Source organism: Streptococcus sp. ZY171113, assembly GCF_057748235.1.
Genome location: NZ_CM173243.1, coordinates 321,763 through 339,528, shown reverse-complemented (window position 1 = coordinate 339,528; position 17,766 = coordinate 321,763). Strand labels below are relative to the sequence as shown.

Below are 17,766 nucleotides of genomic sequence, written 5' to 3'. Positions count from 1 at the left end.
CTGGGGCAATTGTGTCATCAGACAATTAATCCTGGTCAGATTTTTTCAAACCAACAAAACCTAGGGTTGAGAGGAGGCCAGCTGCACTCATGGCAAGGGGTGCTGAGTCCAGATTTTGAGAGGTTTCTTCAGTTGACGCGTTCTTTGAGGTCAAACCATCCAAGTGACTTGTTTCGGTATGGGCAATAGCTGACGCTTCTACCGCTGGTGATGGGTTGAGAAGCGGTGGTTGGACTGCTGGGGGTCCCACCAAGATTAGGGTCTTAACTGGGGTCACCACCTCCTTAATCTCAAGCACACGTACCTGGGTCAGGACACCATTGGTGTAGGTGTCTTCATAGACCTTGGTCACACGACCAGCTTGGCCTTGGCGAAGCACTTTTTCTTCCCCAGGTTTGAGGGCGGTCGTGACCACCCGCTCCACTTCCAGAGGCAGACTTTCCACCACTTCACGGATTTGAGTACGGCTAACCTGCTTGGGACGAGTGCCCACCAAAATCAATTGCTTGATTGGCACTAAGGTCTCCTTGATTTCGACCAAGCGTTCACCGATTTTATGGCCATTGGTGTAGGTGTCTTCATAAACCTTGACCAGGCGACCTGCTCTCCCCTCACGAACAAGCCTTTCCTGACCAATGTCTAGCGTAGAAGTTTCCACCCGCTCAACCAGCATGGAAAGAGTCTCAACGACCTCACGAGGCACTGTACGGCTAGTCACAATTGGACGAGTACCCACCAAGATCAATTTGCTGACAGGTTCAACGCGGTCTTTTAGCTCAATCAAACGAGTAGTGGTCTGTCCAGCTGTCGTTTGGTCTTCGTAAACCTTGGTCACTCGGCCAGACACACCCTCACGCACCACCACTTCCTTACCGAAATCAAGGTGGGCCACAGGAATTCGGTCAATCTTGAACGCAATCGGCTCAACCACAGATCGAGTGTCCTTGGTGGAGACTGGACGGGTGCCAATTCGGACAATCTTACTTATCGGCAGTCGGAAATCTTTGATTTCCCAAAGGGTTGACAGAGGGTAACCATGACGCACAGTGTCCTCATAAATCGCTACAAGCTGACCTGGCCGGCCTTCACGAAGAACCTCTTCTGTCCCAATCGGAAGGTGGGGGTCTCGTAAATACTCAACCGCAAACGCAATCGGCCGTCTGGATTCCCGATAAGTCGCCACCGAAACAGGAGGCTGGGGTTGGTCAGGCTGAATATCGCCTGTCGGCTGGTCCGAAACAGGTGGTTGTGGCTGGTCTATCTGAGTGCCACCTGTCGGCTGATCCGAAACAGGGGGCTGAGGTTGATCAGTCTGAGTGCCACTGTTGCCTGGTTGGTCTTGTTCAACTGGCGGCGTCTCAGGAACCGCTCCCTCAGGACCTGTAAAGGTCACTTTTGCCAGTTGCACATCATGGCTCAAAATGTCTCTTCGTTGCCCATTGTTCAGAATGTATTGACGACCTTGGACAGTTGGGAAGACAATTTTGACAAACCGTGCCCCATCTGACAGCTGCTTGACATCAAAGGTTGTCCGAGCATAGGCTGGTGTGGCTTCAACAAAGTTATCCACCACAGAGACGGCTTCTGCTCTCCAAGTCTGACCATCAGTAGAGCTAAAGACCTTGAAATCAATGGACTCGCCACCAACCAGGTGTTTGCGAATGGATTTGCCTTCATCAGCCCAAGCAGCGCCATTATAAACCTTGTGGTCCTCTAGGGTCTTGTAGTAGGTTGTCAAATGAACCGCACTTGGGTTGTGAATCTCATAAACCAAGGCATTTTCTTGCTGGTTGTCTTGGGCGTAAAGACGGCTGGTCTCGTAGCGAGGCTGACCACCGTAGTAGAAATGGTTTTTATTTTCATGCGGGGCAGTACCGTCTGAAACGGAAACCAATTTGCCGAGCGTATCTTTTGGACGGATAAAGTAGCTGTCGGAACTAGAACTATTATCAAGATTGTCAAAGTAAACCTGGTCTTGTCCTTCTTCTTGGTAGACCCGAATCCAGTCGATCAGGTACTCACTGTCCTGCTTGGTTTCGTTGCGGCTGTAATCCACATCTCCGACCCAGCCATCCCCAACCTGGGTTTCCAGGATTGGGAACATCGGCCGGCTATGCATGCCGTCACGACCATCATCCCGACCACGTTCAGAAGTGAAAACATGGTGACCATCAATAAACCATTTGATGGCTGTCGGTGTCCATTCCACTTCGTAAACATGGAAATTCTGGCTCCAAGCCTCGTAAGATTCAATCGGAACCCCATGGGCTTCCTTGTTTTTAGCCAGGATACCAAAGTGGTTGGTGGTCCAAGCCTGCCAAGGCGTGTGACCCAGATACTCCAGGACATCAATTTCATCATGACCAGTCTCGTCCTGGGCCAACATCCAAATGGCTGGCCAAATACCCTTGGAATCATTGACCTTAGCCCGCACAGCCATCCGCCCATACTGGAAGGCGTACTTGTCCTTGGACTCGACACGACCTGACGACCAGGTGATTTTGCTGGCCAAGGCCTTGTCATCATAGCGGTCAATACCAACGGCATCAATCAGGTCTTTTGTTGAATCATAGTTCTTGCTACGGATGGACAGGTAGCTCTTGTCGCCATCTTTTTTGATGGAAACGGCCCCACGGTTATAGATGGCGGCGTGGTTGACCATACCGTCGATAATCTGCCACTTGCTCTCATCCACGGCATCGCCATCAAATTCATCCGACCAAACCAGCTTGTTAAAGCGAGAAGTAGGTGCCACATAAGGCGGCATGGCTTCGTCGTAGCTGTCACCTGTTCCCAAGATTTCAATCTCGGAGTAACCGACTGGACGGCCGTCTGCCCGCTGAGCCCTGAAGCGAACGTATTGGGACTGGGTGCCTTCTGGGAGGCTGACCTCAAAAATCGTGTTCTCATCAACCGTCACCTCTCGCTGACGGAAGATTTCCTGTTCATCGTTTGGATAAGGGTTGCTGTCGAGAGCAACAGAGGTCACCCGATAGACACCTGGTTGCAGCTTGTAGCGAATGCTTTGGAGGTTATAGGCCCGTTTGAACTCGTATTGCAGGTAGGAGTTGCCAACCGTGTTGTGAACGGCGTAATTGTTATCAAACTTGCCGTCATTGATGGCGGCCAGGTTGGTTGGGTCCAAGCCGTAGACATAAGGTGCCTTCAATTTGGCCAAGTTAACAGCCTGCGACTCCGTGTCCTCCGCCACTTCTACCTTGGCCATGACCTCTAACTCGTTAATGAGGACGCCGTTGCTGTAGCCTGCCCAGCTGCTGTTGGTGTTTTGGATGTAGTGGCCTCTGCCCCAAACCCGAACGTATTGAGCGTCAATTGGCTGCGCTGGACGCAGGATTTGTGGGACTCCCTTAGTTGCAGCTGTCTCAACAAAATCCCCTTCTTCAAAGAGCACATGGACATTGTCTGAAAAATCTGGGGTGGTGGAGACTTCGACCTTGACATTTTTGAAGGTCGAAATGGCATTGGCATAGGTGTTGCGATAGATGTTAATGGCTTCAATGGGATGAACCTTGCCCAGGTCATACTGGAGGTAAACAGACTCCCAGTTGCTGTAACCATTGTCGCCACTACCTGTTTCTCGTCCAGCAATGATTTTGGTGTTGTTCTCATCGTTGCCACTGTTAGCACGACTGCCATCCGTCGCCTTCTGAGGATTGGCAATTTGGACAGACGGAATGGTTGACAAGGACGATTCAATCAGGGTCTTGCTGTTGCTGGTCGGTGCAATCTTTCTGGCAACGTTACGAAGTTGCAAGGTCGTGTCAGACGGTCTTGTTTCCTCTTCTGTACGTGGTGGCAGGGCTTCCTTAATCTTGAAGACCACAAAGGAATGTTTCTTCAAGGTGTAAAGAGCATCTTCCTCAGCGGTGAATTGACTGCGGACAATACGGACCTTGTCTGGGTCGTCAATGGTGTTCTCATCAGCAATGTCAGCCGAAGTCAGTTCCTGGACCTCAACCACCTTGCCAGTCAGGTCAATGCCCTCCAGGTTGAGGGAGATAGGCCGGTCATTTTCCCTGTCCACGTTAACGGCGGCAATGTAGACATGCCCCTCCTTGTCCTTGCTGGCCAGGAGACTGACTGGGGTCACCCCGTTGGCAAGTTTATCTCCACTGGCCACACCAGCTGCGATGATCTCATTGCCAAAACCAGCGTTGTACATCTGCAAGACATGGGCAGATGGAGTGGCAAAGAAATCAAATTCACCGGTACCCGTCTGGGTGCTGGCTCCAGCTCGGGCAACGGCCTGAATCACGGCCTGCTGGGTTGGGCCCAGAGAATCAGCTCCTGAACTGTACCAGTCCACCAGGGTGTGTTTTTGGATGTAAGGACTGCCCAGCTGGACATAGCTCATCATGACCTTGGCAATGTAGAGGGCATGGGTCAGGGAACGCAGTTGGGGTTCAGTGTTGCGGAAGATGCCAAATTCGCTGATGACTGGCACCTTGCCCTCTGGCAACATGGCAAGGTAGTCTTCCACATGCTTGATGCCGACTTCTTCAGCCTTTTTCATGGCATTGTCATAGAAGAGTCTGGTATCAGAGCCTCCTGGAACGGTACCTGAGTAGGGGTGGATGGTCATGCCATCATACCAATCATTGGCTCCCCGCTCGGCCATTTTTTCAATAAAGCCTCGGGACTCAAAACTGGTGTAAACATTGGCTTGGCGGGTCTTGCCCTCGGCCTGGTCAATAGCGGCCATGGTCTCCTTAATGGCCCGTGACATGGCCAAAAAGCCCTCTTTTTCCACGCTGTAAGAGGCATAAATCTGCTCGCCTGCGGTCGGAATAGCCCCGTGGACCCCGTCACCAAACTTAATAGCCCCGGTGCTGTAATCAATCTGGTAAACCTTGTCAGTCGCCCCTGCGGTCGTCAGGTCAGCCACCTGCCGCCAGCGGTCGTTTTGACCGACGAAGACCTCGATGCCATCGCGGTTAACGGCGACGAAATTAGGGTCGTCAACAATCCGATTGTCAACCAGGGTTTTAGGGTTGACGTTGGCGTAACGCATGTAGCGGACCTGGTTGGCTGTACCGTCGCTGACAGAAGCTCGGGCGTTCCAATCCTCTTCCTTAACGGCATACTGTTTGTTGAAGACAGCCCGTCCGCCCTCAATGTAGGCCTGGTCTGGCGACTTGCCTGGGACAAATTGCACCCAATACTGTTGGGAATAGGTGCCGTCTCCTGCTGGTCCACCCTGCTGCATCTCGTTACCAATTTCAAAGAAGCGGATATTGACAGGGTCTGGATGGCCCTGGCTGGCCCGCACCGCAGCCCAATCGATACCGCCGTTGACATTGGTGCCGACTTCCGCATTGAAATACTCAATCAGGTCAGCCACATCACGGGCATTGCCCCGCCCCAGACTATAGACATAAACGATTTCCGAGTCTGCTTCCTTGGCAAAGCTAATCAATTCAGCCAAGCCAAAATTAGGGGCAATCCCCCCCTGGTTAGGGTTGTTATAGAAGCCATGAATCTGCTTTTTCCGCTCTTCAACTGGCCCGACAGAGGTCTTCCAGTTAAAGAGGTTGGAAATGGTGCCACCTGGGTAACGGAAGGACCCAAAACTCACCTTGTCAAAAAGTTCCTTGAAGTCTGGCCGAATGCTGCCGGTCTCCTGGTCAAAGGAACCGTAGCCATTGAAGGCGTAGCGGTGATTGATGCCAAAAATGCTGGCGCTGTCAATGGTGCGAAGGACCTCATCTGGCCGAATGTCAACGACCAGACCTTGATTAGACTTGTAATTGGTCAATCCCGTCCGCAGGTCGGCAATCACTTTTTTCACTTGAGCCAGGTCGGTCAAGTCTCGCTTGGCCAGGGCCAGATTGGCCTGTAAATTGGTCACTAAAGGGTGATTCGCTGGTAATTTCAAATCAGCCAGAGCTGTTTCCACCTCAGTCACCAGCGGGTTCAACTGCTCCGCTTTTAGCATCGGCAGGGCTTTTTCAGCATAGATGGTTGTGACCTCATCAGCCGTCAAGGCCTTTTCAAAGATGTAGAGGTCATCAATCTTGCCTCGGAAAGGATGTGGGTCTAGGTTGCCAGGAGTTTTGTGGGCACCAACAATCAGGGAGGTCACCGCATCCACCTTACCGGCCCCCAAATCAACTTCCTTGTCCAAGACACCGTTGATGAAGAATTGACCCTTTCGCTCCTCCTGCTTGACCACAAAGGCCGCATGCTGCCATTGATCAGCAGCTGTCGTTCCTGTGCTGGTCGCATTTTGAGCGTTGATGTAGGTGTTGAGGCGGCCGTCAGGCAAGCGGGACAGGATGGTCCGACCAGACTCCCCCTGTTGGAGAAGGACTGCCGAGGCCTGAGGATTGGACTCTGTCACCGACGAATCCGCGTTGAACCAGAAGGCAAAGGATGAGTCCTGCTGGCCTGTGTTGATGTAGTTGGGCAACTTGAGGGCGTTATCAGCTCCAGCCCCCAGGGTCAAAGAAGCCCCAAAATAAGGGTCCTGGCCCGTCAGGCTGGCCTGGCTCCCCTGCAAACTGCCTCCAGTTTCAGCAAGACTGCCCTCTTCAAAGGTCAGAACCTCCTTGGCCTGGTCCTTGAGGCCTTCTAGGGCTGGTGTTGCTGTGCCCACAGTCGCCGCTGGACTGGCATGGAGGGGTGGCTCCTCCTCACTCGTCTCAGCTACTGGCTGACTAGGTGCCAGAACAGGCTCAGCCACCTCATTGGCCTGAACCGTCACCGCCGTTGGCAGAACCCCTGCCGCAAAGATAGCGATAGCCACTGAACCCACGCCACGGGTGGTTTTTCTCAGGGCATAGCGGTAGAGCCGCTCCCGCATATCATGTTTCTTTACCGTCATAGCTCTCTCCTTTAGGTAAGCGTTATCAACTCTATCATAGCACGTTTATTTTATTATTTCAAGATGTTTTTTTTCAATTTGATCAAATGGCCGAGCTCCAAAGCCTTATCTCCTTTGACAAACAAAAAAAGGCTGGGGAAACCCAACCTCTATCAGTCACTGCTGAACCTATACCTGACGAGCCAGTGCCGCTCGTTTTTCATTGGCATCAATATTAAGAACAATCCCGATGGCCAAGGAAATGGTCAACAAGTTATTGCCTCCCCGAGACAGGAAGGGATAAGTTACCCCTGTTGAAGGGATCATGCCTGAAATCCCCCCAACATTGATAAAGACCTGCATGAAGAGCAAGGCACCAATCCCCAAAGCCAAGAGGGCATTGAAATCATCCTTGGCCTTCAGGCCAACATGGATAATCCGCAAAATCAGAAAGAAAGTCAAGGCCAAAATCAGACCAGCCCCAATCAAACCTAACTCCTCAATCACAATGGAAAAAATGAAATCAGAAGCCGCTTCTGGCAGGTAGCCATTTTTCTCAATGGAATTCCCTAACCCTCGACCAAACCAACCACCATTTGACATAGCATAGTAAGAATGGGCCAGCTGCAAACCTGAATCCTGTAGGTCAACAAAAGGGTTAAAGAAGGCCGAAAACCGCTTAGCCACGTGGCCAAAAAGGGGAATATTGGCCACCCGTTCAACCCCAACCAAACCAATAAATCCTAAGAAAAGGGTTGACCCTGTCACAATCATCGCTAACAGGGAGGAGAACCAACGGTAACTCACACCGCTCAAGGAATACATGATGATTGCCGTCAAAAAAATAATGGTCGCATTGCCCAAATCGGGCTGGAAAACCACTAAGAGAATCATGGCACTCACCCAAACACGCCAATCGGTAAGCTTTCGCGGCAACAACCGCCCTTTGAACAGGCCAAGATAATCATCCCTAGCAATGGCTTCGCGATGCTCCACAAAGGTAAAGGCTAAAAACCAGACCAGAATAAGTTTTAGATATTCCGCTCCCTGCAAACTCAGCCCAGCAATGAAGAGCCAGCCCGTGGCCCCGTTACCATCTTCTGCCCGACCAAAGAACAAGGTCGCAATCAGGAGCAACAACTCTGTCAGCATGACCAAACTCAACAGGCCTTTATTTCTCAAAAAAGAAAGCCTCATCCGGTAAGTAAATAAAATCCCCAGCAAACTCACTACCCAATAAGCCCCCTGCTTAATGACAGGGAAGAAGGGATTGCGGTCAAAATAAACCTCGTTCGCACTCGTCGCAGAGTAGAGGATAATCAGCCCCAGCACCGATAAAATCAGATAAGGAATGAGAATGGAGTAATTTAGCAAGTGTTTTTTGTCAATCGTCATGTCAGCATCATTTCTTCACTTAAAATTAATTAGGCTCATTATACCACGTTTAACGCAAAAAAACCATCTCCAGCCGTTAGTACAACTGGTCTATCTATCCAAGGTTTCATTTCTCAAAACAAAAACCTAGACGTCTCACGACGCCTAGGGAAAATGAAAGGAGCGAGATTAGTTGACTTTCAAGAGGCCAACACCGCCATCTTCACGGCGATAGAGGATGTTGGTTGTCTTGTCTTCTTTATCAGTATAGACGAAGAAGTCATGACCCAGCAGTTCCATCTGAAGAATAGCTTCCTCAACGTCCAAAGCCAGCGGAGTGATGTTCTTGGTCCGCACCACATTGATTGGCAGAAGTTCTTCCTCTTCAACTGCTTCAAACTCGGCAGCAAAAACGTTGCCAGCATGAACTTTCTCACGGTGTTTTTTAGCAATCTTAGTCTTGTTGCGACGGATTTGACGCTCAATCTTATCAACCACAAGGTCGATAGAACCGTAAAGGTCCTGAGACACGTCCTCAGCACGCAGGGTCAAGTTGCCCAGGGGAATGGTCACTTCTACCTTGGCTGTTTTTTCACGGTAAACCTTGAGGTTAACACGGGCATCCAGCTCCTGATCCTCATGGAAATACTTTTCAATCTTAGATACCTTAGCCTCAACGTAGTCACGGATGGCTTCTGTTACTTCAATGTTTTCGCCACGAATGCTAAATTTAATCATAAGATGTCCTCTTTTCTAAGGCCTTTGCCTTTTCTTTGATTTTATTATAGCACAAACTGAAAGATAGTGCAACCGTTTTCTAGCGACAAAGTGAAAAAGTTTTCACCTCGCTTACACCTTTTTCATGTAAAAGCCCGACAATACTGGCGATTGTGGCCCCTGTGGTATAGATGTCATCGACCAATAAAATTTTTTTAGGCAAGGTTTTTTCGGACAAGAGTTGGTAGTTGGGACGGCTGGCCAGGCGGTCGGCTCGGGATTTTTCCGACTGCTTAATCCCCTCCCCCTTGGTCAGGAGGTCCTGGTAGGCCACCCCCGCCATGTCCAAGAGGCCCGCCACCTGATTAAAGCCCCGCTCAGCCAGGGTTCCTGGACTGACCGGAACTGGCACCACCACATAGCCCTTGTAGGCCTTGATGGCCTTTTTGATGTCTTGGGCAAATAGCTGAGCGAGAACATAGTCTCCAAAGAACTTATAGAGAGAAAAGTAAGACTTCATGGCTTCGTTGTAATGGTAGAGGGCCTGATGATGGACTTGGTAGCCCTGCTCCTGCCAGTAGAGGCAATCGGTGCAGACCTCTAAACGACCTGCCTTGTAACAAGACGGGCAGTGGGGCTCTGCTATTTTTACAAAAGAAGAACGACAGGCGCCACAGGCCAAATCGGAGGCTTGGCGGAGCAAGAACAGGTCAGTGAAACGTGGTTGGGCGGTCAAGTCTCCCCCGCAGAGCAGGCAGGTCATGCAAAGCCCCCTTTCTGGTTCATGGCCTTAATCTCGGCCACGGCCCGCTGCATGTTGCGGGTCAGGCCATCGTGGTAAAAGTTGAGAACCCCAGTCGGCCGGTCCTTGCTGCGGCCAACCCGACCAGAAATCTGAACCAAACTGGATTTGGTGTAGAGGCGGTGGTTGGCCCAGAGGACAAAAACGTCCACCCCAGGGAAGGTTACGCCCCGCTCCAAGATGGTTGTCGTGACTAGAATCCGCAGCTTACCCGCCCGAAAATCCTCCACCAGCTGGGCTCGGTCCTCGGTCTGGCTGGAGACAAAGCCGACTTTCTCCTCAGGAAAATAGGCCTGCAGGACAGCTTGAAAATCCTGGCCAAGCTCAATATGGGGAAAGAAAATCAGCAAGGGGTAGCCTGTCTCTGCCTGCTTGGTCAAGTCGAGCAGGAGTTTCTTGGGCAGTTTTCCTTTGGCCGTCTGTTCCAGAAGCCCTGACAGCCAGACCGGCTTGGGCACCACCAGAGGATTGGCGTGGAAACGCCTGGCCAGGGTGGCCTCTCTGAGCTTGCCATGACGGACCTGCTTGTCCAGCTGGTCGGTCGAGGTGGCGGTCAGAAAGACCTTGCTGCCTGTGGGAGCCAAGGCCTGGTCCACCGCATGGTAGAGACTGGCATTGTCCACAAAGGGAAAGGCATCCACCTCGTCGATGATAATCAGCTCAAAAGCCTGGTAAAAGCGGTAGAGCTGATGGACCGTCGAGATAACCAGAGGAGACCGCTGATAGGGGTCTGAGCCGCCGTAGAGCAGGCTGACGGGGCAGGAAAAATCACGGCTGATCCGGCCATAAAGTTCCTTGCAGACATCAATCCGTGGGCTGACCAGGGCCACTGCTCCTCCTTCCTGCAAGACCTGGTCCACCACCCGGTAAATCATCTCGGTCTTACCCGCCCCTGTCACCGCCTTGACCAAAATGTTCTGGCGGGCTGCCTGAGCCAGCAAGAGCAGGTCAGCCACCTCCTGCTGGTAGGGGGTCAAGTTCCCCGACCAGTTGAGGTAGGATTGGCCTGCAAACGCCTCTTGGGGAAAATAGTACAGGTCTTCTGCCTCACGCACCCTGCCCAGCTGAATGCAGGCTCGGCAGTAGAGGTCGCCTGCTGGCAGGCGGGCTGTCATGACCTCTGCACAGCGGGCACAGAGCAAGCGACTGCCCTGCTTGATGGTGCTGGGCATGGTTTGGGCAAATTGGCGTTCCTCTGGGCTTAATTGGCTGCTCACAAACCTCCTACCCAGTCTGTCTTGATTGGTTTCCATACTGGATTATTCGTAAAACCTTTGCCAAATCACGCAAAAATCGGTAAAATAGAGCTATGAACTACAAGACCATCAAAGCAGACGGTATCGTCGAAGAAGAGATTAAAAAGTCCCGCTTCATCTGCCACCTCAAACGGGTGGAAACGGAGGAAGAGGCACGAGACTATATCACCAGCATCAAAAAACTCCACCACAAGGCCAACCATTCCTGCTCGGCCTTTATTGTCGGCAAAAAGTCGGAAATCAAGCGGTCCAGCGACGACGGCGAACCCTCTGGCACAGCCGGCGTGCCCATGCTGACCGTCCTGGAAAAGCAGGAGCTGACCAATGTGGTGGCCGTGGTCACCCGCTATTTTGGCGGCATCAAGCTGGGGGCAGGAGGCCTGATTCGGGCCTACGCCGGCTCTGTTGCTGGGGCCATCGCTGAAATCGGCCGGGTTGAGGTCAAACGGCAAGAGGGCTTGGCCCTCACCCTGACCTACCCCCAGTACCAGACCTACGCCAACTTCCTGGCTGAGCAGGGCCTGACTGAGGTCAACACCGACTTCCAGGCTGATATCACTACCCAGATCTTTCTGGACCCTGAGACCATTCCTGGCTTTGAGGCTGCCCTGACCGAGTTTTACCAGGGCAAGGTGGTTGCTACACCGTCCGGCAGCCAGATTGTTGAAGTGCCCATAGATTAGCAAAAAGCCTCTGGTTGCGACCAGGGGCTTGATTTTTTGGAAAAATAGTAGAGCTGACAGGCCTTTATTCTCAGAGAACATCAGTTTGCTAAGAAGCTGTTAGCGGCCTCTGCAAAGGCTTGGGCTTCCTGGAAAATCGATCCGTGACCGGCCTGAGGGTAGATGATGAGCTGGCTATCATTAATCCGCTGGTGCATGATGTAGGAGTTTTCCGTTGGCACCTGCATGTCCTTATCGCCGTTGACAATCAAGGTCGGTTGGGTGATGTGGCTCAGGTCATCTTCGGGGTCACGCCCCCAACGCTTGATGGCTCGCAGCTGGGTCAGAAAGCCAGGAACAGACATAGGCTTATCTGCAAAGGTTGCTAGTCGCTGGTTCATGCGACCCAGAACCTGTTCGGCCACTTGCCGACCAGCCTCATCATGGGGGTAAAAAATATAGCGTTTGGGGTCAATCCCCTCCAGAGCAGCCTTGGCCATGTAGCGGAAGGTCTTGCCAGTAACCTTGTCAATCTCGACGCCACCGCGGTGGCCTGTTCCTGCTAGAATCAGGCGGTTGACCAGACGAGGCTCCTGGCGGACCATTTCCTGGGCCACCATGCCACCCATGGACAGACCGAGCAGGTTGATTTGCTCATATCCCAAGGCTTGGATAAAGCGGATAGCCTGCTCTGCCATTTCCGAAATGGTCGTCCCTACCCGACCCTGGCTGGCCCCAACCCCTGGCAAATCCACCAAAATCAGGTGCTGGCGTTGAGCCAAGAGGTCGATGAGTTTGGGATCCCAGTTGTCCAAGGTCGCCGCCAGATGGGTCAATAGGAGCAAGGGCAGGTCAGATTGGCCTCGCCCCAGCTCTCGGTAGGCCATTTGTTGACCAGCGACGGTCAGGTAGGTGTTGCCGGTGTGTAAATAGGTCATTAGTTGCCTCCTTCAAAGGTCAGGACGGTCTTGCCACGAGAACGGCCATTGGCCACCTTGTCCAAAGCAGCGTTGACCTGGTCAAAGGGGTAAACCGTGTCAATAGAGGGCTTGATTTCAAGTCTAGTGAAGATGTCTGCCACTTCCTGCAACTGGGCACCGTTGCTCTCGACAAAAATGAAGTGGTAGGTCACTCCATACTTAACAGCCATCTTGTCGAATTTGCCACCGACCAGGCCAAAGAGCACCTGTTTCCACTTGGGAAGGTTCATCCGCTTGGCAAAAGCCCCATTTGGCAGGGCCCGCAGGGAAACCAGCTGGCCCCCTTGTTTCATAATGCCCATCTGCTTCTCGGTTTCTGCACCGCCCAGCGTGTCCAGAACATAGTCAATCTCGGACAGGCTCTGGGTGTAGTCCTCGGTCTTGTAGTCGATGAAGCGGTCAGCTCCCAGAGCCAGGACACGCTCAGCATTTGCCCCATCGCCATTGGTGATAACGGTCAAGCCCTTGGCCTTGGCCAGAGGAATGGCCATGCCACCGACCCCGCCAGTGCCACCAGAGATGAAGATGGTCTTGCCAGCCTCGGCTCCCATCAGGTCAAGGGCCTGCATGATGGTCAGGGCGGTCAAAGGAACGGCTGCCGCCTCCACATCGGTCAGGTAATCTGGAACCAAGGCTAAGGCTGCGGCCTCAACGGCCACGTACTCAGCGAAGGCACCGATATTATCCAAGGGCAGACGGCCAAAGACACGATCTCCGACCTGGAAACTGCTCACTCGGCTGCCGATGGCTTCCACCAGACCGACCACTTCATTGCCTGCGGTTTGAGGCAGTTTGTAAGGGACAATCATCTTGACCTCGCCACGGGAAATCATGTTGTCCAGAGGGTTCACCCCTGCGGCGGTCACCTTGACCAACACCTGGTGGGCTGCTGTCTGCGGTTTGGGCAAATCCGTCAAGGTGAGGGTGATGTTGTTTTTGTTGTAACGGGTGTGTTGGGCTGCTCTCATGTGGTTCTCTTTTCTTTTGTTATTTTTAGACTTGTATCTGATACAAGTTTAAGTTAGTGGGCGAAAAATGCTGACGGGGTCAGCAGGCTTATCTGGCTTGGGCATAGAGATTGGCGATGACCTGGGCCAGGGTTTGTTGACTAAGCTGGGCTTCCAGAGCTTGTTCAGCCGCTGAAAAAACAGGGTTCACAGCTGCCTCGATATGGCGGCCAACCGGACAGGCTGGATTGGCCTGCTGGTGAACCTGAAAGAGGCGGATCTGGACCACTTCCTGGGTGGCATAATAAATCTCCAAGAGGCTCATGTCCTCAGGCGACTTGCCCAGCTGGTAGCCTGGTTTGCCCTGATGGGACTGGATGAGACCTGCCTGCTTGAGGAGGGCGATGACCTTGCGGATATAGCTGGGATTGGTCCCCACGCTGGTGGCCAGGGCCTGAGAGGTCAAAACCTCCCGACTCTCACTGATCATGGCAAGGATATGGAGGGCAACGGAAAATTTAGTGTCCATGGTGCGTCCACCCTTTCTTGTATCTGATGCAAGAACAAGTTTATCACAGTTCCCAAAACTTGGCAAGGGATTGGCTTGGCATTTTTTAGAGAGTTGCCTTCTTTTGGTTTTTTGGGGGGACAAAAAAGATTGAAGAAGATCGGCCAACAGGGGCCTCTCCTTCAATCTTGTTCGATTAGAAATGGTGGGATTAAGTGAGGGGGTTAGCCTCTACTTACCCTAACTTATTTATTTTCAGCGACAAAGTTAGCGGCTTGATTACCTGCTTGACGACCAAAGATGATGATGTCGGCAACGGCATTACCACCGATACGGTTTTGACCATGGATACCACCGGTGACTTCGCCGGCTGCATAGAGACCAGTGATAGCCTGCCCATCGGTATTAAGCACTTGGGCCTGGGTGTTGATTTTGAGACCACCCATGGTGTGGTGAACACCTGGAGCTACCTTAATGGCATAGAATGGGCCTTGGGAAAGGTCGTTGTCCATGGCAGTTTCGCGGTTAAAAGCAGCATCTGATTTATCAGCGACAGCCTTGTTCCAAGTCTCAAGGGTGGCTAGCAAGTTGGCTTCTGGAATTTCCAAGGCCTTAGCCAAGTCTTCCAAACTATCACCCTTGACCACTAGACCTTTGCTGTCATACTGCTCAATGGCTTTCACTCGACCACGGAGAGCCTGGTCAAAGACAACATAGGCATGGTTCGGAGTAAGAGCATTGATGGCTGCTGAGACCTTATCACGCGTCAGCATTTCGTTGACAAAGCGTTGACCCTCTTGGTTGACCAGGATGGCACCTTCACCACGAACGGCTTCGGTAATCAGGTAAGAACTGCTTTGTTCAACTGTTGGGTGAATTTGGATTTGCTCCAAATCAACTGTTGCTGCTCCTTGATCTTCGGCCAGAGCGATACCATCGCCTGTTGAACCAGCCTGGTTGGTGGTCACATAACCCTTGAGTTCAGGTTTAAACTTGGTCACCATGTCCATATTGGCACCAAAACCACCTGTGGCCAAGACAACAGCCTTGGCAGAGATGGTCTTTTCCTTACCATCAAGGTTAACAGTAACACCAGTTACCTTCCCATCTTTATCCAAAACATCGGTAACAGCCGCATTGACAAAGGTTGGGATTTGACGCTCAACCACATTAGCATAAAGGCCATCAACCAGGTAGCCACCGACAGCGGAACCATCGGCTGGACGGTGGGTACGACGCTCACTCATCCCTCCTGTAGTGGTAATGTTGCTGAGGGTGATATCCAGACTATCCAACCAATCAATAGCAGCGGCTGAATTATCAACAAAATAGCGAAGCAGTTCTTGGTCGTTTGTATTCTTGCCACCAGCCAAAGTCTCTTCAAAGAATTTGTCATTGCTATCGGCAATGCCTTGCTCTTTCTGGAATTTGGTTTCCGAAGCGTTCATACCAGCAGACGATTTGGCCGTGTTACCACCGACAACCGGCATTTTTTCCAGGATAACCACGTTAGCACCGGCATCCTTAGCAGAGATGGCTGCAGACATACCAGCACCACCTGAACCGATAACAACCACATCGTAGCTGTCCTTCAATTCAGCAGGGTCAGTATAAACCTTTTCAGAAGCTCCCGAAACAGTCTCTGTCTTCTCCGAACTAGCAGCTGTGCTGCTTGAGCTACTTGAAGCAGTTGTCGGGCCTTTCTGGCCACAAGCGACTAACAGGATAGTCATAATCCCTAAGATAAGGGCTAAAAGAGATGATTTTTTCATCTTATCCTCCTTGATATGTTTTTCACATCACTTATTGTAAACTATTTCACGAAAATTTTCAACCCCTTTTTCAAAAAACTCCTGAGAAACTTCATTATTCAGCACTGTTCTTAACTTTGGAGCATAGCAGAGCTGTTTTTTACCACCAGCCTAAACCTCTAGCCACTCTCAGAGCACCTGATACACAAAACCTATCACTATTATTAAAAAAGACTATTTTACATCTGCTCTGCCATTTCCTATAATAAAAGAAAAGAAAAAAGAGGTGACTTATGTCTAAAATTTACAACAACATTCGGGAATTGGTGGGGAAAACCCCAATCGTCAAACTCAACAAGTTGGTGCCGGAAGGGGCAGCGGACGTTTATGTCAAGCTGGAATACTTCAACCCAGGCTCGTCTGTCAAAGACCGCATCGCCCTCAACATGATTGAGGACGCGGAAGCCCAAGGCCTAATCAAGCCAGGCGACACCATCATCGAGCCGACATCTGGCAACACGGGGATCGGTTTGGCTTGGGTTGGCGCCTCTAAGGGCTACAAGGTGGTCATCGTCATGCCTGAGACCATGAGCCTGGAACGCCGCAAGCTGATTCAGGCCTACGGGGCTGAACTGGTCCTGACCCCAGGTGCTGAAGGCATGAAAGGGGCTATCGCCAAGGCCAATGAACTGGCTGAAGAGCGTCAGGGCTTTATCCCAATGCAGTTCCAAAACCAGGCCAACCCAGCAGTTCACGAGGCCACAACGGGCCCTGAAATCTTGGAAGCCTTTGGTCCAACTGGTCTGGACGCCTTTGTCTCTGGTGTCGGAACAGGGGGCACGGTGACTGGCGTGTCTAAGGTCCTCAAGGCTGCCAACCCAGACATCAAGATTTTTGCGGTTGAAGCTGACGAATCTGCCATCTTATCAGGTGAAAAGCCTGGCCCCCACAAGATTCAAGGCATCTCTGCTGGTTTTATCCCAGATACCCTGGACACCACCAGCTACGACGGCGTGGTTCGGGTGTCTTCTGATAATGCCATTGCCACAACCCGCTCCGTCGGTGGGGCGGAAGGCTTCCTGGTCGGCATCTCATCTGGTGCAGCCATTCATGCTGCTATTGAAGTGGCTAAGGAACTGGGTGCTGGTAAGAAGGTCCTGGCCATCTTGGCCGACAATGGTGAGCGTTACCTCTCTCTGCCTGCCTTTGATTTCAACAACTAGGCAAGATTCTTAAAAAAACAAAAGAAACCTAGTAAACTAGTTTCATTACAAAAAGGAGGCTAGTATGGCTAAAAAATGTTACACACCTGTGTCCGTGTTAAAGATTTGGACACTTCAATCACCTTTTACCAAAATGCTTTTGGTTTCAAAGAAATCAGCCGTCGCGATTTCCCAGACCATCAATTTACCCTAGTTTACCTGGGCTTTGAGGGGGATGATTACGAGCTGGAACTGACCTACAACTATGGCCATCCTGGCTACGAGTTAGGAACAGGCTACGGCCACATCGCCATCTCATCCGATGATCTAGAGGCTGACCATGCCCGCCATGAAGCGGCCGGTTATCCTGTTACCAAGATTGGTGGTCTGCCTGACGAACCAGGTCTCTTCTACTTCATCACTGACCCAGATGGTTATAAGATTGAAGTCATTCGTACTCAAGCCTAAATAACTGAAAGAGGGATAACACTTTTCCTTCAGCATGAAGATAAAGTCCTTAAAACCATTGGTCTAAGGACTTTTCTTTATCAGTTAAGGCACCTTCATCCTAAAAACCAATCAAAAATAGGCTGGACAAGTTCCTCCAAGCTGATCTTGATGTTCAACAATCCCAAAGCAGTTTGGCCGAACCAGAATGACCAAGTTTTAGACACCTTGCCCCCTATCAATCGTCTGAATTTGTTGAGTTTAAGTGATTGCTGACTCGTCTGCCTCCCGCTTTTC

At 51.4% G+C, this 17,766-nt stretch carries 12 protein-coding genes; 3 read left to right on the top strand and 9 right to left on the bottom strand.

Annotated elements, in window-relative coordinates:
* Window positions 1-25: 25 nt before the first annotated feature.
* The 5 genes from AC3ARB_RS01720 to AC3ARB_RS01700 form a co-directional block, all read right to left on the bottom strand.
* The gene (locus tag AC3ARB_RS01720) at window positions 26-6,844 is read right to left on the bottom strand and encodes a G5 domain-containing protein (protein ID WP_488320868.1); all 6,819 of its coding nucleotides are present in this window, start codon (window positions 6,842-6,844) and stop codon (window positions 26-28) included.
* Between the two features lie 168 nt (window positions 6,845-7,012).
* A complete protein-coding gene (locus tag AC3ARB_RS01715; protein ID WP_488320867.1) occupies window positions 7,013-8,218 on the bottom strand; it encodes an FtsW/RodA/SpoVE family cell cycle protein in 1,206 nt (401 codons plus the stop codon).
* Between the two features lie 168 nt (window positions 8,219-8,386).
* Window positions 8,387-8,935 (bottom strand): ribosome hibernation-promoting factor, HPF/YfiA family, encoded by a 549-nt coding sequence (gene hpf / locus AC3ARB_RS01710; protein ID WP_488320866.1) that lies wholly within the window; start codon window positions 8,933-8,935, stop codon window positions 8,387-8,389.
* 79 nt (window positions 8,936-9,014) lie between these two features.
* Window positions 9,015-9,677, bottom strand: coding sequence for a phosphoribosyltransferase family protein (locus tag AC3ARB_RS01705; protein WP_488320865.1), 663 nt, complete (start codon window positions 9,675-9,677; stop codon window positions 9,015-9,017).
* On the bottom strand, window positions 9,674-10,969 hold the full coding sequence (locus AC3ARB_RS01700) for an ATP-dependent helicase ComFA (RefSeq protein ID WP_488320864.1): 1,296 nt from the start codon (window positions 10,967-10,969) through the stop codon (window positions 9,674-9,676). Before AC3ARB_RS01700 ends, AC3ARB_RS01705 begins: the two co-directional genes overlap by 4 nt.
* 56 nt (window positions 10,970-11,025) lie before the next feature.
* Here AC3ARB_RS01700 and AC3ARB_RS01695 point away from each other — a divergent pair, with 56 nt between their 5' ends.
* On the top strand, window positions 11,026-11,655 hold the full coding sequence (locus AC3ARB_RS01695) for a YigZ family protein (protein ID WP_488320863.1): 630 nt from the start codon (window positions 11,026-11,028) through the stop codon (window positions 11,653-11,655).
* A gap of 80 nt (window positions 11,656-11,735) precedes the next feature.
* Here the strand turns inward: AC3ARB_RS01695 and AC3ARB_RS01690 are convergent, their stop codons facing one another.
* The 4 genes from AC3ARB_RS01690 to AC3ARB_RS01675 all read right to left on the bottom strand — a co-directional run bounded on the left by AC3ARB_RS01690 (window position 11,736) and on the right by AC3ARB_RS01675 (window position 15,841).
* Complete coding sequence (locus tag AC3ARB_RS01690) at window positions 11,736-12,572, bottom strand: alpha/beta fold hydrolase (protein WP_488320862.1); 837 nt, start codon at window positions 12,570-12,572, stop codon at window positions 11,736-11,738.
* A complete protein-coding gene (locus AC3ARB_RS01685) occupies window positions 12,572-13,582 on the bottom strand; it encodes an NADP-dependent oxidoreductase (RefSeq protein ID WP_488320861.1) in 1,011 nt (336 codons plus the stop codon). The genes AC3ARB_RS01690 and AC3ARB_RS01685 overlap by 1 nt, the downstream gene beginning before the upstream one ends.
* A gap of 88 nt (window positions 13,583-13,670) precedes the next feature.
* On the bottom strand, window positions 13,671-14,090 hold the full coding sequence (locus tag AC3ARB_RS01680; protein ID WP_488320860.1) for an Rrf2 family transcriptional regulator: 420 nt from the start codon (window positions 14,088-14,090) through the stop codon (window positions 13,671-13,673).
* Window positions 14,091-14,314: 224 nt separating this feature from the next.
* Entirely contained in the window at window positions 14,315-15,841 is a 1,527-nt protein-coding gene (locus AC3ARB_RS01675; RefSeq protein WP_488320859.1) for a flavocytochrome c, read from the bottom strand.
* 272 nt (window positions 15,842-16,113) lie between these two features.
* Here AC3ARB_RS01675 and cysK point away from each other — a divergent pair, with 272 nt between their 5' ends.
* Together cysK and gloA are read left to right on the top strand one after the other, a co-directional pair.
* The gene (cysK, locus tag AC3ARB_RS01670) at window positions 16,114-17,043 is read left to right on the top strand and encodes a cysteine synthase A (RefSeq protein WP_488320858.1); all 930 of its coding nucleotides are present in this window, start codon (window positions 16,114-16,116) and stop codon (window positions 17,041-17,043) included.
* Between the two features lie 75 nt (window positions 17,044-17,118).
* On the top strand, window positions 17,119-17,490 hold the full coding sequence (gloA, locus tag AC3ARB_RS01665) for a lactoylglutathione lyase (protein WP_488320857.1): 372 nt from the start codon (window positions 17,119-17,121) through the stop codon (window positions 17,488-17,490).
* The last annotated feature ends 276 nt before the right edge of the window (window positions 17,491-17,766 follow it).

Excerpts from the sequence above, each read along its gene's own strand:
- cysK (WP_488320858.1), top strand. The coding sequence starts at position 16,114 with ATGTCTAAAATTTACAACAACATTCGGGAATTGGTGGGGAAAACCCCA.
- AC3ARB_RS01685 (WP_488320861.1), bottom strand. The coding sequence starts at position 13,582 with ATGAGAGCAGCCCAACACACCCGTTACAACAAAAACAACATCACCCTC.
- AC3ARB_RS01695 (WP_488320863.1), top strand. The coding sequence starts at position 11,026 with ATGAACTACAAGACCATCAAAGCAGACGGTATCGTCGAAGAAGAGATT.
- AC3ARB_RS01700 (WP_488320864.1), bottom strand. The coding sequence starts at position 10,969 with ATGGAAACCAATCAAGACAGACTGGGTAGGAGGTTTGTGAGCAGCCAA.
- AC3ARB_RS01690 (WP_488320862.1), bottom strand. The coding sequence starts at position 12,572 with ATGACCTATTTACACACCGGCAACACCTACCTGACCGTCGCTGGTCAA.
- AC3ARB_RS01680 (WP_488320860.1), bottom strand. The coding sequence starts at position 14,090 with ATGGACACTAAATTTTCCGTTGCCCTCCATATCCTTGCCATGATCAGT.
- gloA (WP_488320857.1), top strand. The coding sequence starts at position 17,119 with ATGTTACACACCTGTGTCCGTGTTAAAGATTTGGACACTTCAATCACC.
- AC3ARB_RS01705 (WP_488320865.1), bottom strand. The coding sequence starts at position 9,677 with ATGACCTGCCTGCTCTGCGGGGGAGACTTGACCGCCCAACCACGTTTC.
- AC3ARB_RS01715 (WP_488320867.1), bottom strand. The coding sequence starts at position 8,218 with ATGACGATTGACAAAAAACACTTGCTAAATTACTCCATTCTCATTCCT.
- AC3ARB_RS01720 (WP_488320868.1), bottom strand. The coding sequence starts at position 6,844 with ATGACGGTAAAGAAACATGATATGCGGGAGCGGCTCTACCGCTATGCC.
- hpf (WP_488320866.1), bottom strand. The coding sequence starts at position 8,935 with ATGATTAAATTTAGCATTCGTGGCGAAAACATTGAAGTAACAGAAGCC.
- AC3ARB_RS01675 (WP_488320859.1), bottom strand. The coding sequence starts at position 15,841 with ATGAAAAAATCATCTCTTTTAGCCCTTATCTTAGGGATTATGACTATC.